The sequence below is a fragment of the Ferrovum sp. JA12 genome, assembly GCF_001431705.1.
Lineage (GTDB): Bacteria > Pseudomonadota > Gammaproteobacteria > Burkholderiales > Ferrovaceae > PN-J185.
This window is the reverse complement of the sequence record NZ_LJWX01000002.1, coordinates 458,266-473,141: the sequence shown is the minus strand read 5'-3', so window position 1 is coordinate 473,141 and position 14,876 is coordinate 458,266. Positions and strand designations below refer to the sequence as shown.

Sequence of the window (14,876 nt, the reverse complement as noted above, 5' to 3'; positions counted from 1 at the left end):
CCATGGCCAATCCCCGCGATCTCCCCCTTGATTCTTTACAGTTTTATTTAACTGCCCCCTATCCTTGTAGTTATTTAGATCAGCATGAGGCTCGCTCTCAAGTTCTCTCGCCCAATAGTCCCCTTAACAGGGTGATCTACAGCGCGTTAGTACGTCACGGTTTTCGTCGCAGTGGTGGCTTTACCTACCGCCCCTATTGTGATCTGTGCCAAGCTTGTGTGCCGGTCAGAGTGAATGTTGCCGACTTTAATTGGCGCAGGATCAATCGCCGAGTCGTTAAAAAAAACCAAGATTTAATTATTCACCATCGCCAGCTCGCTTTTGATGAGTCACATTTTAAGCTCTACCTCGCCTATCAACAGGCACGCCACCCGAAGGAGGAGAGTGAACCGGATAGTAAAGAACAATATATCCATTTTTTGATTCACTCCCCAGTTCACTCAGAGTTAATTGAATTTCGTCTAGAGGAGCAGGTGGTGATGGTTAGCGTAGTGGATTATTTAGAGGATGGATTATCCTCTGTTTATACTTTCTTTGACCCTACCCTAGAGCATCGCAGTCTTGGGCAATTTAATATTCTTTGGCAACTTGAGCAATGTCGCACTCTTCAATTACCCTGGCTCTACCTAGGCTATTGGATAAAGGAGTCAAGAAAAATGAATTATAAAATTCAATATCAACCCCTAGAGGGGTTAATTAATGATATTTGGCAACCCCTCGTTGTGTCGTCACAGGAAACTCTTTAATATGCTCTATCAATTTCTTCGACCACTGCTTTTTTCCATGGATCCTGAGAGTGCCCATCTTGTGGCCATGATGGGACTTAATCAAACAGCCAAGTGCAAAGCCCTCCATGGGCCTACACCTTCGCACCCGGTAAACATAATGGGTATCCCTTTCCCCAACCCCTTAGGTATTGCTGCAGGACTTGATAAGAATGCTGAATATCTGCCAGGTTTAGCGTCCCTTGGCGTGGGCTTTATTGAGGTGGGAACCGTCACTCCTCGCGCGCAACCTGGTAACCCTAAGCCGCGTATGTTCCGCCTCATTGAAGAGCAAGGCATTATCAATCGTTTGGGCTTTAACAATACTGGCGTTGAGCATCTGCTTGAAAACATTCAACGCGCACACTATCGCGGCGTACTGGGTATTAATATTGGTAAGAATTTTGATACTCCTCTAGATAAAGCCCATGAAGATTATGCTTATACGCTGGAGAGAGTCTATACTCATGCCCATTACATCACCATTAATATCTCATCGCCTAACACCGCACAACTGCGTCAATTACAATTGGGCGACGAATTAATAGTACTATTGCGCACCCTCAGTGACACCAGAAAACGACTAAGCGACATCCACCAGCGTGTTGTTCCCATGGCTGTTAAAATTGCCCCAGATCTGACCCAGGATGAAGCGAAATTAATTGCCGATCAACTCCTAAAGTTTGACATGGACGCCATCATCGCCACTAACACCACCATAGACCATAGCCGTGTTCAGCATCACCCCCATGGTAGGGAACAGGGCGGGTTAAGTGGCGCACCACTCTTTGATAAATCCTTACAGATGGTCAGTTTATTGAACTCTCACCTGGGCAAACAACTCCCCATCATGGGTGTTGGGGGTATCACAAGCCCTGAGCGAGCCCGGTCGATGATGCAAGCGGGCGCCTCCTTGATCCAACTCTACAGTGGTTTAATATTCCAAGGGCCCGCTTTGATTCACTCCATCCTCAAAGCTTTATAAGCCATCGTGATCACCGTTGAAAAACACCACAGGTTAGATAATCGAGTGCAAACCGCCTGGGTGGTTGAGGAGGCATGTATCGGCTGCTTTCGTTGCGTAAAAGCTTGTCCAGAGAACGCCATTGTGGGCGCCTCACGCTTGATGCATACCGTGATTCAAGCATTGTGCACTGGGTGCGAAGCGTGTCTCGTCCCCTGCCCCGTTGACTGCATTGAAATGAAAACACTCTAGAGTATGAAAAAAGAAAACATCATCGAACTGTTTCGCCGCTTTCAACAGGCCAACCCCCACCCTAAAACAGAACTACGCTATGGCAATCACTACCAACTGCTCACCGCCGTGATTCTCTCAGCACAGGCTACGGATAAAGGAGTGAATCGGGCCACCGCACCTTTATTTAAAATCATTAAGAAGCCACAGGACTTACTTGATATGGGAGAGGAGAAATTAATGGCCGCTATCTCCTCCATCGGTCTTTTCCGCAGTAAAGGCAAGCATCTCATGCAAACCGCCAAAATCTTGGTGGAGCAACATAATGGGCGTGTGCCCAAAAGCCGTGAGGCCCTAGAGGCCCTTCCTGGGGTGGGCAGAAAAACCGCTAACGTACTACTCAATACCGCCTTTGGTCAACCCACCATGGCCGTGGATACTCACATTTTTAGAGTCTCTCAGCGCCTAGGGCTCGCTCGCGGTACTACCCCCTTAGCCATTGAACAAAAATTAATCAAAGTGATTCCACAAGAGTTTATGATGAATGCCCACCACTGGCTGATTCTTCACGGCCGGTACACCTGTACCGCCCAACGACCCAAGTGTGAGACATGCCTCGTCGTAGACCTGTGTGGCTATGGAGCTAAACATGTTTGATGTATCCCGGTCAGAAGTTCGTCAATTCTTTTTTGATGTCAGAGAGAAAAGTAAACGTGCTCAGCCTCTCACAGCCCTTGAGGATATGGCCCTATCCATCATCAGTCATCATCCTGAATACCATAGCCTGCTTGATCAGCCGGAGCGCTTTAGAGACAAAGACTGGTCAGTCAGTGAGGGCGACAGTAATCCATTTTTGCATTTGAGTTTACACTTGGCCATTGAAGAACAGTTATCTATCGATCAGCCACCTGGTATCAAGGAGTCTTACCATAAACTGTGTTTGGCTCTAAAGGATGAGCATTTAGCTCGTCATGAATTGTTGGATGCCTTAACTGAAATGGTGTGGCAAGCAGAAGTCAATGGTCAGCCGCTCGATAACCAACGCTACTTAAGTCTTGTGGCGCAAAAGCTGAACACTCTAAATATTGCGCTGAGACCATAGACACTGACCTTTGCTGTCTTTGTCAATGCGTAGCAATTGTTGTTGGTGTTCATCCAGTTCATCGAGCGTAGCATAGACCACTTTCAAGGCTGTGCGATCTTGCTTTATGTAATGATCGGTGTCCGATTGCCGTACCATATGCTCATCCACAATTAACGCTTCCTGCCCGCGCGTCATTGCAAGATACACATCACCTAATAATTTAGCATCCAGCAACGCGCCATGGTAAGTTCGATGTGTGTTATCAATGCCATAGCGATCGCACAGAGCATCCAAGGTATTGCGTTTACCAGGATGCAATTCGCGGGCTAATAGCAGCGTATCAATCACCTCATGGTAATGATTTTTTAGAGGAGCTCTACCCACGAGCTTCAGTTCATAATCTAGAAAACCAATATCAAACACGGCGTTATGAATGATCAGAGTAGACGCTTCAATGAACGCTAGTAAATCCTCTGCAATCTCTGTGAAACGCGGTTTATCCGCTAAAAACTCTGTGGTTAAACCGTGTTTTTCAAAGGCGCCTGGTTCACTGTCGCGATCAGGATTTAAATAATGATGAAAAGTTCGTCCGGTTAATTGACGATTAACAATTTCTACCAGCCCAATTTCTACCACTCGGTTGCCCTTAGCGGTTTCAAGACCCGTGGTCTCTGTATCCAAAACGAGATATCTCATCGTCTACTCATTTCATCAATACCAGAATTAGCCAATTGATCCGCTCGCTCATTACCTGGGTGGCCTGCATGCCCTTTTACCCATAGCCATTGAATCCCATGTTGCCCAGCTAACTCATCTAATTGTTGCCACAGATCGGCATTTTTCACCGGTTTTCTGTCGGCGGTTTTCCAGCCATTTTTTTTCCAATTAATAATCCATTGGGTAATGCCGTTTTTCACATACTGGGAATCCGTGTGAACCGTCACTTCACATTGGCGTTGCAGTGCTTCGAGGGCTTTAATCACCGCCATTAACTCCATGCGGTTATTGGTGGTATAAGACTCACCGCCAGAGAGGCTTTTTTCATGACCCTGATAACACAGTAGCGCACCCCATCCGCCAGGGCCTGGATTACCGCGGCAAGCCCCATCCGTATAAATCTCAACCTTATCCATGAGTTTACTCACACCTATTCTTAACTATTTTCTTGAGGAGGAAACAAGGGCACAATTTTAGCTGACAAATCCTGTTGGCGTGAAGCCGCTTGAACCGCTGGCGAGAGGACTTTCTCTGACATACTCACTTGCCAACGAGGAGTGATTAAGCGAACACCTTGCACGCGCTTAATGGCTTCCAAATAATACACCCCCCCACCCACTCCCCACCAGCGATCACCTGCTAATTCCATAAAACGAAAACGTTGACGTAATTGTTCGCTTCTAAAGGGGGGGACATAGGCGAGAAATCTTCCTGCATTTAATTCAAAACCCAACAAAGACAACCAATCCTTTAAGCGATTTAAGGAAATAAACTCGCCATTCCACGGAAAGGTTTTGGGTTGCATGGAGAAAAACTGCCTGACTCCCCACAAACTCAATGGATTAAAGCCAGTGATAATGATCCTCCCTTCAGGCACCGTGATACGATCAATTTCTCTTAACAGAGCATGGGGATATTCTGAGAACTCCAGCTGATGAGGCAATACCACCAAATCAACACTGTGACTTGCAATGGGTAAAAATAAAGGGTCAGCTTGTAGTTGACAGTCTTGATTCATGCCAAGGCGAAAGCGGTTTGGAATACGGTTTAGGCGCAAAGCATCAAGACCTGGCAAGCAGAGCTGCAAGGCATTGAAACCAAAAATATTTGCCACCGCTTCGTCTAGGATAAGCTGTTCTTGGTTTAGAATGTATTGTCCGAGGGTTGAGTTTAACCAAGGGATCATGTGCTCTGTATTCATGGGTTTATTTTAGCGGAAAACACTCCTTTCATGGCAAATTACATGCAAACCATTCATATTCAGCGCCTCCACGCTTTTTCAGATAATTATATTTGGTTATTGCATAATAACAAACAGGCCTTAGTGGTGGATCCTGGACAGGCGCAAGGGGTATTGAACTTTCTCAAGACCCATGATTTAACGCTGACCACTATTTTGATTACCCATCACCATGGAGACCACACTGGCGGCATAAAAGAGCTGACAGAGCAGTATCAGCCAAGTGTTTATGCTCCTCTAGCAGAAAATATTAGCGGAGTCACCCATGCTCTGACACCGCACTCAAGCATCCATATCGAGGATCTTGACTTACACTTTGATATTCTTAATTTTAGTGGCCATACCCTGGGCCATATTGGCTACTACACACAGGGCATACTGTTTTGTGGAGATACCTTATTTAGTGGGGGCTGTGGACGTATTTTTGAAGGGACCCCAGAGAGCATGTTTGCAGCACTGCAATCCATTAAAGTCTTACCCCAGGATACACTTGTTTACTGTGCTCATGAGTATACGCAGAATAATCTGCAATTTGCCTTGGCGGTGGAGCCCCATAATCCCCAATTACAAGCTTATGCCAAGCAAGTGGAGCGATTACGAGAAGAGTGCGAAGCCACTATCCCAACCTCCATAGAGCGCGAATTAGCCATCAACCCTTTCTTACGGACCGATCAGCAGAGCCTGATCAAGGCTCTGACCTCACGTTTTCCAACTCTTAACCCTCATCCTCTTTGTTTATTTGCATTTCTGCGTTCATGGAAAAATAGCTACCCAAGCCCCCCTTCTCTTTGTCTATAATCTGACTTACCATATAGTTTGTGTTCAAACTAATTAGGGGTTGCTATGCAATTAAAGTCTTTAGGTCAACAAGGTCTCAAGGTCAGCGCAATAGGTTTAGGCTGTATGGGTATGTCTGAATTCTATGGTCAGCGCAACGATCAACAATCCATCTCCACCATCCACCGCGCCATTGATCTTGGCGTGACTTTTTTTGATACGGCCGACATGTACGGCCCGTTTATTAATGAGGAACTGCTGGGTGAAGCGCTACGCGGTAAGCGTGATCAGGTGATCATTGCTACTAAATTTGCCAATGTACGCGGCCCTAATGGTGAGTTTTTAGGTGTTCGCGGCGACCCGCAATACGTGAAAGAGTGTTGCGAGGCCTCCCTCAAACGCTTACAGGTGGACACCATCGATTTATATTACCAGCATCGTGTGGATCCCAAGGTACCCATAGAGGAGACAGTGGGGGCCATGGCGGATTTAGTCAAAGAGGGAAAAGTGCGTTTTCTGGGCCTATCAGAGGCGGCGGCCAGTACCATTAAACGCGCTCACCGAGTTCATCCCATTAGCGCATTACAGACGGAGTATTCACTATGGAGTCGGGATGCTGAGCAGGACATTTTACCCGCCACCCGTGAGCTCGGTATTGGCTATGTGGCTTACAGCCCCCTGGGTCGTGGATTTTTAACGGGACAATTTAAGACACCGGAGGACTTTGATAGTGAGGATTATCGTCGTCGCTCGCCACGTTTTCAGGGAGAGAATTTTACTAAAAATCTAAGCTTGGTCAAAGTCATTGAAAGCATGGCGCAACAAAAAGGCTGTACCCCAGCACAGCTCGCCATCGCTTGGGTGATTCATCAAGGTGCTGATATTGTGCCCATTCCAGGCTCTAAAAGCCGACATCATTTAGAGGACAATATTGGTGCCCTAGCGGTTAACTTAAACCAAGAGGAACTACACTTGATTAACGAGCACATTCCACAAGGTGCAGCAGTGGGTGAGCGTTACGCTGGTCCTCAAATGCTAGCCCTCAACCGTTAACCAGATTGGGGTCTGAGTTGCCACAGAAGGCACTCAGGCCTCTTCCCTATCAACTTATGGCATATGGTTGCGGGTCCAATCTGCTGTTTTTTCAATATCCTTACCTAACCCTTCCACGGTATTGCACGCACTGAGTAAAAAGCTTGCCATCACTAGCATCAACAATACTTTTGCTGTCATATTTTGAGACTCCCTAAGAAAGCAGCGGTTGACCAATGACTATACCTCAAGATAGTATCAATTGTTTAGGTAATAGATATAGTGGGTATGGACAGACGCTTTCCCTTTAAAATTCTGGTAGCCATGGGTCTGTGGTGTTGCCTGTTTGGCGCCCAAGCAGTGAGTGAGCTTGGCGTCCCTGAGGAGGGCAATTTAATCTCTGTACCAGATGCTATTGCTAGCGTTAAAAAAGACAATAAGAATCTTCAACCAAGCCTTGATAACAATCCGGATAACTCTGTCCTCAACCCAGAATCGCCGGAGGTCATTGATGGGCCAGCAGATGATCTGTGGCAAAGAATTCGCACTGGTTTTGCGATGCCTGATCTTAACGATCCCAAACGTATTCAACGACAAATTGATTGGTATGCGGCAAGACCCGATTATGTGGAGCGCACCGTTGAGCGCAGCAGAAAATATCTGTTTTTTATAGTAGAAGAAGTACAAAGGCGTAAAATGCCCACGGAAATTGCATTACTCCCTATTGTGGAGAGTGCCTTTAACCCCCATGCTCTGTCCAACAGTCAAGCCTCAGGCATTTGGCAATTTATTCCCGCCACAGGACGCCACTATGGCATGGAGCAGAGTTGGTGGTATGACGGTCGCCGCGACGTGGTGGCTGCCACCAATAGTGCTTTGGATTACATCCAACGTTTGCACGATGAGTTTGGCTCATGGGAATTAGCTCTTGCGGGATACAATTGCGGTGAGGGTAAAGTGCGTCGTGAAATTGCCTATAATCGAGCGCGTCATTTACCTACTGACTATTTAAATCTTAATCTGCCTGATGAAACCCGTAATTACGTACCTAAGTTACTGGCCGCAAAAGCCATTGTCATGGATCCTAAACGCTATGGCTTGAGTTTAGAATCTATTGCTAATGAACCGTATTTTGCTGTGGTCACCACCAAAAAACGCATTGATACCAAACTGGCTGCTCAATTTGCAGGCATGAGCGTGAATGATTTTGTGATGCTGAATCCAGCCTTTAATCACAGTATTATTACCCTTAACTTTAATCATGAACAAAACATCTTAGTCCCCTCCCCCATGGCCGATAGTTTTGTTGCCAAACTAGAGGACCCACAAGTTAAGCTTCAGACCTGGAAAACGCAACATTTAACACGGGGTGAATCCCTTGACCAAGTGGCTAACCGCTATGGGATTTCCACCGAAGAACTAAAACAAGTTAATGGCATTGCCTATAATAAGAAAATCGCTGGCGGAGGCACAGTATTAGTACCCGATGACAATGGCAGTGGTGATCAAAATTCTGAGCAAAGCACTAATGCTGAGGGGTCCATCCCCTCCCCCATCGCCAACCAAAAAACACTGCGGATAATCATTCATGCCCACGATACCCTTTACTCACTGGCGAAGAAGTACCATATGAGCGTGGCACAATTGGCTGCCTTGAATCATCTTCAGTTAAAGAGTCCTCTCAAACCAGGACACTATTTAGTGGTGGCAGGGAACGCTAGACCTGTTCATCCCACTGTCACCTCGGGCAAGAGAGTTCACCACAGACAAAAAAATTTGGCCCATCGACACTCCCACAAAGTGCGCCATACCTCTAGCGCGAAATAGAGTAGGCCTTGGGAATGGCAGCGATTAAGCTCTTTGTATAAGACTGTTGTGGGGATTGGGTGAGTTGATCACAATCGCCCATTTCCACCACTTGCCCTTGATGCATAACCATGATGTGATCTGACATATAGCGCACCACCGAGAGATCATGGGAAATAAATATTAAACTGATTTTGAATCGATCCTGCAAATCCTGTAATAAGTTTAATACCTGCGCTTGTACCGAAACATCTAAAGCCGATACCGATTCATCACATACCAGCACCTTTGGGTTAAGGGCGAGGCACCTCGCAATAGCAATACGTTGTCTTTGTCCCCCAGAAAATTCATGGGGGTAGCGGCTTAACATACTCTCATCAAGACCCACCCAATTGAGCAATTGTAGGACGGCCACATGTCGATCATGGGGAGAGAGAGCGCGACGATTGAGGAGTAAGGGTTCCTCTAAAATTTGAAATACCGTAAAGCGTGGATTCAAGGAGGCGTAGGGATTTTGAAAAATAATTTGAATGAGCTCAGGAGAACCTCTTAAGGATTCTAGCTCAGGATGGTATTCAATCGCCCCACTCGTGATAGGAATAATTCCGGCGAGCATCAAGCCCAAGGTGGTTTTACCTGACCCCGACTCGCCCACTATGCCTAGAGTTTTACCGCGATAAATATCACAATTCACCTCCTTGACCGCCGTAAAATAGGTGCGCTGAAAGATCCCTGAGGTCAAGGAAAAGCGTTTACTGAGTCCGCGCACACGTAACAATACTTCATCCTTCGACTCAATACCTCGCTCTCTTTGGGGTACCTCTTTTATGTGCTCAAGAGAAGGACCTAACATCTCCTCCACCACCGGCAGATGCCAAGGTCGCTCATTAAAGCTAGGGCGGCATAGCAACAGGGCTTGGGTGTAAGGGTCTTGGGGCTCTGTAAAAATGGCTTGGGTATTACCTGTCTCTCGCACCATGCCATGGCGCATCACCACCACTTGATCGGCAAACTCCCCCACCAGGGCAAGATCATGAGTAATAAATAAAACCGCCATCTGACGCTCATGGGTTAATTCTTTGATCAGCTCAAGTATTTGTCTTTGGATGGTGACATCTAAAGCGGTGGTGGGCTCATCGGCAATTAACAATTGCGGTTCCCCACATATGGCCATAGCAATCATGACCCGTTGTTGTTGCCCCCCTGAGAGCTGACTGGCGTAAGCCTTCATCCGACGAGTAGGCTCACTAATGCCCACCTCGGTAAGTAATTCAATAGCCCGCTCCTGAGCTTCACGGTGAGGGACATTTAAGTGGAGTTGAATGCCTTCTATCAACTGCTCTCCAATCGTTAATACTGGGTTGAGGGCGGACATTGGGTCCTGAAAAATCATCGCCATCTCGCGCCCGCGCAGTAAGCGGCGCTGACTTGATGAGTAATTGAGAATATTTTCACCGTGCCAAAAAATACAGCTGTTATCATCGATCCGAGCCAAGTCCTTGGGCAACAAACCCATGATGGCGAGGGCACTCACAGATTTACCACTACCCGACTCACCAACCAAGGCGAGGGTTTGCCCTTTGTGCAGAGAGAAGGATAAGTGATCGAGCACTTTTTTTTGAGTCCCTCCCTGTGAAAAGGATAGGCTGAGCTGATCTATACGTAATAGGGGATCAGTCACTTATGCCACCACCTTAGGGTCCAATGCATCACGTAGGGCGTCAGTTAATACACTAAAGGCGGTGACCAGTAGGGCCATGGCGAGGCCAGCGGCGAGGAGTTGCCACCATATCCCTAAAACCAATTCATTTTGTGCTTCATTGAGCATGCTACCCCAGGACACCACCTCCACGGGGACACCAAAGCCCAGAAAGCTTAAAATCACCTCTGATTTAATAAAACCTACCACGTTAATCGATAATTGAACTAAAACAACATGCAAGGTATTGGGCAGAATATGAATAAACATGCGTCGAGTGTGGGAGGCACCCATGGCCTTGGCTGCCAGCACATATTCACGCTGGGCGTGCTTCAAATATTCTGCGCGAACGAGTCGAAACACTCCCGTCCAGCCGGTTGAACCTAAAATTAAAATAATCGTACTCACCCCTTTTTGATGTAATACCGCCGCAATAGCAAAGATTAATAACAAATAGGGAATTGCCGTAAAGACGTTATAAAACCAGTTAAGCAGATCATCCACCCATCCCCCAAAGTAGCCAGCTAAAGCACCTAATAGGGTGCCAATAAAAGTGGCCACTAAAGCAGCTATGAGTCCCACTAAAATTGAGGTTTCACTTCCCTTAATCGTTTTTAACGCCACACTCCTACCCCATTTGTCTGCGCCAAAGAACAAATGAGTCAATTTTTGTTGATCATTGGCGTTCTTTAAATCCTCAGGATGAGCTACTTCTAATTGGTCCAAGATCGACGATAAGGGGTCTGTGAGGCCGTAGAGGTTAATGGCAGTGCGTACTGGAGGAGCTGGGCTCTGCCTCGTTGCCCCCTGCTCACTCTCCGAGGCGCCAATCCAACTGGGCGGAGCGTAATTAATAGCCACCTCATCCCCCCAATGCTTGGCAATGAAACCAAAATAAGAGGCAATACTCATCAAAATAAATAGCATCACTATTGTAAAAGCCGTTAAAGCCACTGCATCACGACGCAAACGAGCCTGTGCCAGTCCCCAAAAACTAGGGGTAAAAGCCTGGTAAGAGAGTTGTTCGCTCATTTTAAATTCACTCGCGGATCAAGGTAGCGGTAGAGAATGTCTGCTAATAAATTTGCCAACATAGTCGCCACCGCCACGTAGACGGTGGCCGCCTTAATAATCGGAAAATCGCTTCTCTCCACCGCTAAAATAATTTCTCGCCCAATGCCAGGTATAGCAAAAAAACGCTCTAACAGAAAAGCTCCCGTGAGCAATCCCGGTAAACCCATCAATAAGTTGGTGAGAATTGGAATAGCGGCATTTTTAAGAACATGTGTAAACAATACCCGTGTTTCAGTTAATCCCTTAGCGCGTGCAGTTCTCACATAGTCTTGGTTAATTTCATCGAGGATAAAAGTGCGGTAGAGTCGCAAAGAGGGGGCGATACTGACCATGAGACCTAATAAAATCGGTAATGGCGCATAAACAGTGATATCGCGCCACAGAGAGTCACTCCACCCCTTTACGGGAAACCAGCCTAACATGGAAGCGAAAAGATACTGACCCACGATGATATAGACCAAGAGACTAATAGACATCATCACGGTGCTGATCACCATTAAGGATTGATCGATGAATGAGCCTCTTAACACCGACACCAATAAAGCCAAACATACGGCAGTAAGAGTTTCGATAATCATCATGGGAATGAGCAGAATCAAGGAGGGCGTGAGACGAGTTTTAAAGATGTGGGCAACACTTTCATGGGTAGCCCAACTGTCGCCAAAGTTACCGGTAACGATTTGCCGTATAAAAATCTCTAACTGAATATATACAGGTTGATCTGTACCCAATTGATGGCGAATGTTGGCAATATCCTCAGCACTGGCCATCTTACCGGCGAGGATATAGGCAGGATCTCCTCCCACCGCATTAAATAGAAAAAAAACTAGCAGTATGACTCCCAACAAAGTGGGAATCATTTGCAGTACCCGTCGGACTATAAAGCCAGCCATTAGTGATGATCCCCTTGGCTATTGATATCCAAATAGGACCACGTGGAAGGCAATATGGGGTGAGCCTTGTAGCCCAGGACCCAAGGTTGAATAAGCACATTGCGAATATGGCTGGTACTCACTTTGGTGACACCATTAATTTCCAATAAACGGGCAAGTTGTCGATAAAGTTGGTCACGTTCAGGGGAATTAGGTAAAGCCTCGCTTTTCTCATAGATTTTATCCCACTCACTATCCTGGTAACAGGAAGCATTGTTTTCATGAGTATGTGGACCGTACCAAAGCTGCATAAAATTGTCACCATCCGGATAATCAGCAATCCAAGCCGATAAACGCATAGCCACCCGACAGGATCGCTCGGCCCGAATAATTTCAGGGAACTTAAGTTTCTCACTGACAAAACGAATACCGATTCGATCTAAGGATTTCTTCATGATCTCTTCAAGATCGCGATCTTGCGATGTGAGACTCGTGGTGTATTTCACGTAGAGAGGGCTACCATCAACTTCTAGACGATAACCATCCTTATCTTTTCTAAAGCCCATTTTATCCAATAAATCGTTCGCTTCTCGGGGATTATAATTAATCAAGCTTTGATAAGTGGCATCGTGCCCCGCCACCCCTTCAGGAATGGGGAACGCTTCTCTAAAGGCTTGCCCCTTGTAAATGACACGGATCATTTCATCGTCATTCAACGCCATTAAAATAGCACGTCTTAAGGCTATGCGCGATAAAGACATCCCGCCTAGCATAGGGTCTTGCACATTAATAAAATAATAAGCAATGGAAGGATCCACCAAACGCTGCAATAGAATACCTTGGCGCTTGAGTTGCGGTTTTAATTGATCACCCGACAGTACCTTAGGGGCAAATTGGCCGGGTACACCCAACACATCAAGCTCCCCCTTTAAAAAACTCAAATAAGCGGATTGTGACTCCTCAACAATTTGAATATCAATTTTATCAATTTGCGGAATAGGTTTTCCGGTCATTTCTTTGATTAAGGGTTGATCCAAAGGATCTTGGGAGGTGAAGTGCCATAGCTCATGTCTGTAATTGGGGTTTTTGACGAGGGTCATGGAAGCTGAACGAATCCACTCGCCTAACATATAAGGGCCTGTACCAACGGGATGAGAGGCGCTATCACCGTGATAGGCCTCAATCACTTCACGGGCCACAATACCAAACATAGGCTGCGCCATGGCATGACCAAAATTGTAATCCGTACCGGTTAAATGGATTCTGATTTGATAAGGCCCCACTATTTCTAAGCCAGCCACTGGGGCATCATAATCAAAATGACCTGTTTTTTTCGCTGCATCAGCTAAGGCATTTAAGCCAACAATTTTATGGTCCACCAAAAACTTATAGGGCGATCGATTTTTAGGGTCCATAAAACGTTTAATGGTATAGGCCACGTCCGCCGCATTGACTTCACGCCTGTGGTTCTTAAACACTGGGTCCGGCGCAAAGATGACGCCTTTTTTAAGGGTAAACAACCAAGTTTTACCCTGATTGGTAATTTGCGGCATTTGCGCGGCCAGTCGTGGCACGAGTTTAACAGGCCGAGCTAAATAATCATAGGTTAAGAGCGATTCAAAAATTTGTTCTTCAATGGCTGCCGTATTAAGGTCAGAGGTCATGACTGGATCAAAACCGGTTTCTGCCGCTGACATGGAGAGATGAAATACCTTCAAGTGAGCTGGGTAAGCGTTGATGTATAGAGCTATACCTAGGAAGAAAAAACTGCTCTTAGTAACTAATTGTCTTAAATGGTTTATCATAGCCTCTATTTTACAAGGAGGTTACATGGGATTTCTACAAAATAAAAAAGTTTTAATCACCGGTTTATTAAGTAATCGCTCCATCGCCTGGGGCATCGCTAAGGCCATGCAACGGGAGGGCGCTGACATTGCCTTAACCTATCAAGGGGATGCCGTCCGTGAGCGCGTTGAAAAGCTTGCTAAAGAGTTAAACATCACAATGGTACTTCCCTGTGATGTAGCTCAAGATCAAGACATAGACAACATGTTTAGCGCCCTAGGAGAGCATTGGGACGGACTCGATGTGATTGTCCACTCCATTGCTTTTGCACCGCGGGAATCTTTATCCGGTAATTACTTAGAGAACGTCAACCGTGAAAGTTTCCGTATTGCCCATGATATTAGCTCCTACAGTTTCGCCGCCTTAGCCAAAGCGGGCTTACCGCTCATGAAAAATCGGCAAGGATCACTCGTGACCCTCTCCTACCTTGGTGCTGAAAAGTCTATTACTAACTATAATGTGATGGGACTTGCTAAAGCCAGTCTTGAGGCCAATGTGCGCTATATGGCGCAAAGCCTTGGCCCCCAGGGAATTCGTGTTAACGCAATTTCAGCCGGTCCCATTAAAACACTGGCCGCAGCCGGTATTGGGGACTTTAATAAAATATTGAATTTTGTAGAAGCCCATGCACCCATGAGACGCAATGTGACCATTGAAGATGTGGGCAATACCGCTGCTTTTTTAAGTAGTGATCTTGCCCTTGGCATTACCGGCGAAGTGATTCACGTGGATGCTGGGTTCTTCTCAACCATACCGGGTATGGTTGAATAA

General features: G+C 46.4%; 17 protein-coding genes. 9 read left to right on the top strand and 8 right to left on the bottom strand.

Going from position 1 to position 14,876, the window contains the following annotated elements:
• Positions 1-2 precede the first annotated feature (2 nt).
• The 5 genes from FERRO_RS07350 to FERRO_RS07335 are packed head-to-tail and all read left to right on the top strand — an operon-like array spanning position 3 to position 3,061.
• On the top strand, positions 3-746 hold the full coding sequence (locus FERRO_RS07350) for an arginyltransferase (RefSeq protein WP_056930226.1): 744 nt from the start codon (positions 3-5) through the stop codon (positions 744-746).
• A 1-nt stretch (position 747) separates the two neighbouring features.
• Positions 748-1,749, top strand: a complete 1,002-nt coding sequence (locus FERRO_RS07345) for a quinone-dependent dihydroorotate dehydrogenase (RefSeq protein WP_056930225.1) — start codon at positions 748-750, stop codon at positions 1,747-1,749.
• A gap of 6 nt (positions 1,750-1,755) precedes the next feature.
• Positions 1,756-1,980: an RnfABCDGE type electron transport complex subunit B gene (locus FERRO_RS10680; RefSeq protein WP_275044307.1), complete on the top strand. Its 225-nt coding sequence runs from the start codon at positions 1,756-1,758 to the stop codon at positions 1,978-1,980.
• A 3-nt stretch (positions 1,981-1,983) separates the two neighbouring features.
• Positions 1,984-2,616 (top strand): endonuclease III, encoded by a 633-nt coding sequence (nth, locus tag FERRO_RS07340; RefSeq protein ID WP_056930224.1) that lies wholly within the window; start codon positions 1,984-1,986, stop codon positions 2,614-2,616.
• Positions 2,609-3,061 carry a DUF1841 family protein gene (locus FERRO_RS07335; protein ID WP_056930223.1) on the top strand — a complete coding sequence of 151 codons (453 nt, stop codon included), beginning with the start codon at positions 2,609-2,611 and terminating at the stop codon, positions 3,059-3,061. The genes nth and FERRO_RS07335 overlap by 8 nt, the downstream gene beginning before the upstream one ends.
• On the opposite strand, the gene dnaQ is transcribed toward FERRO_RS07335, so the two are convergent.
• The 3 genes from dnaQ to FERRO_RS07320 are packed head-to-tail and all read right to left on the bottom strand — an operon-like array spanning position 3,038 to position 4,946.
• On the bottom strand, positions 3,038-3,739 hold the full coding sequence (dnaQ, locus tag FERRO_RS07330) for a DNA polymerase III subunit epsilon (protein WP_056930222.1): 702 nt from the start codon (positions 3,737-3,739) through the stop codon (positions 3,038-3,040). The two genes, FERRO_RS07335 and dnaQ, sit on opposite strands and share 24 nt — an antisense overlap.
• Positions 3,736-4,176, bottom strand: coding sequence for a ribonuclease HI (rnhA, locus tag FERRO_RS07325; RefSeq protein ID WP_056930221.1), 441 nt, complete (start codon positions 4,174-4,176; stop codon positions 3,736-3,738). The genes dnaQ and rnhA overlap by 4 nt, the downstream gene beginning before the upstream one ends.
• A 20-nt stretch (positions 4,177-4,196) precedes the next feature.
• Positions 4,197-4,946, bottom strand: coding sequence for a class I SAM-dependent methyltransferase (locus FERRO_RS07320; protein ID WP_152975745.1), 750 nt, complete (start codon positions 4,944-4,946; stop codon positions 4,197-4,199).
• A gap of 45 nt (positions 4,947-4,991) precedes the next feature.
• Between FERRO_RS07320 and gloB the strand changes: the two genes are divergently transcribed.
• Together gloB and FERRO_RS07310 are read left to right on the top strand one after the other, a co-directional pair.
• Positions 4,992-5,798 (top strand): hydroxyacylglutathione hydrolase, encoded by an 807-nt coding sequence (gene gloB / locus FERRO_RS07315; RefSeq protein WP_204374796.1) that lies wholly within the window; start codon positions 4,992-4,994, stop codon positions 5,796-5,798.
• A 45-nt stretch (positions 5,799-5,843) separates the two neighbouring features.
• Positions 5,844-6,830: an aldo/keto reductase gene (locus tag FERRO_RS07310; protein ID WP_056930220.1), complete on the top strand. Its 987-nt coding sequence runs from the start codon at positions 5,844-5,846 to the stop codon at positions 6,828-6,830.
• A gap of 54 nt (positions 6,831-6,884) precedes the next feature.
• On the opposite strand, the gene FERRO_RS10130 is transcribed toward FERRO_RS07310, so the two are convergent.
• Positions 6,885-7,010, bottom strand: coding sequence for a small secreted protein (locus FERRO_RS10130; RefSeq protein WP_152975728.1), 126 nt, complete (start codon positions 7,008-7,010; stop codon positions 6,885-6,887).
• Between the two features lie 87 nt (positions 7,011-7,097).
• Here FERRO_RS10130 and FERRO_RS07305 point away from each other — a divergent pair, with 87 nt between their 5' ends.
• The gene (locus tag FERRO_RS07305; RefSeq protein ID WP_056930219.1) at positions 7,098-8,636 is read left to right on the top strand and encodes a transglycosylase SLT domain-containing protein; all 1,539 of its coding nucleotides are present in this window, start codon (positions 7,098-7,100) and stop codon (positions 8,634-8,636) included.
• Here FERRO_RS07305 and FERRO_RS07300 read toward each other — a convergent pair.
• The 4 genes from FERRO_RS07300 to FERRO_RS07285 are packed head-to-tail and all read right to left on the bottom strand — an operon-like array spanning position 8,623 to position 14,065.
• A complete protein-coding gene (locus FERRO_RS07300; RefSeq protein WP_056930218.1) occupies positions 8,623-10,296 on the bottom strand; it encodes an ABC transporter ATP-binding protein in 1,674 nt (557 codons plus the stop codon). The genes FERRO_RS07305 and FERRO_RS07300 overlap by 14 nt on opposite strands.
• Positions 10,297-11,346, bottom strand: a complete 1,050-nt coding sequence (locus tag FERRO_RS07295) for an ABC transporter permease (protein ID WP_056930217.1) — start codon at positions 11,344-11,346, stop codon at positions 10,297-10,299.
• Positions 11,343-12,281 carry an ABC transporter permease gene (locus tag FERRO_RS07290; protein WP_056930216.1) on the bottom strand — a complete coding sequence of 313 codons (939 nt, stop codon included), beginning with the start codon at positions 12,279-12,281 and terminating at the stop codon, positions 11,343-11,345. Before FERRO_RS07290 ends, FERRO_RS07295 begins: the two co-directional genes overlap by 4 nt.
• Complete coding sequence (locus FERRO_RS07285; RefSeq protein WP_082601237.1) at positions 12,281-14,065, bottom strand: ABC transporter substrate-binding protein; 1,785 nt, start codon at positions 14,063-14,065, stop codon at positions 12,281-12,283. The genes FERRO_RS07290 and FERRO_RS07285 overlap by 1 nt, the downstream gene beginning before the upstream one ends.
• Positions 14,066-14,090: 25 nt before the next feature.
• Here FERRO_RS07285 and FERRO_RS07280 point away from each other — a divergent pair, with 25 nt between their 5' ends.
• Positions 14,091-14,876 (top strand): enoyl-ACP reductase FabI, encoded by a 786-nt coding sequence (locus FERRO_RS07280; protein ID WP_056930214.1) that lies wholly within the window; start codon positions 14,091-14,093, stop codon positions 14,874-14,876.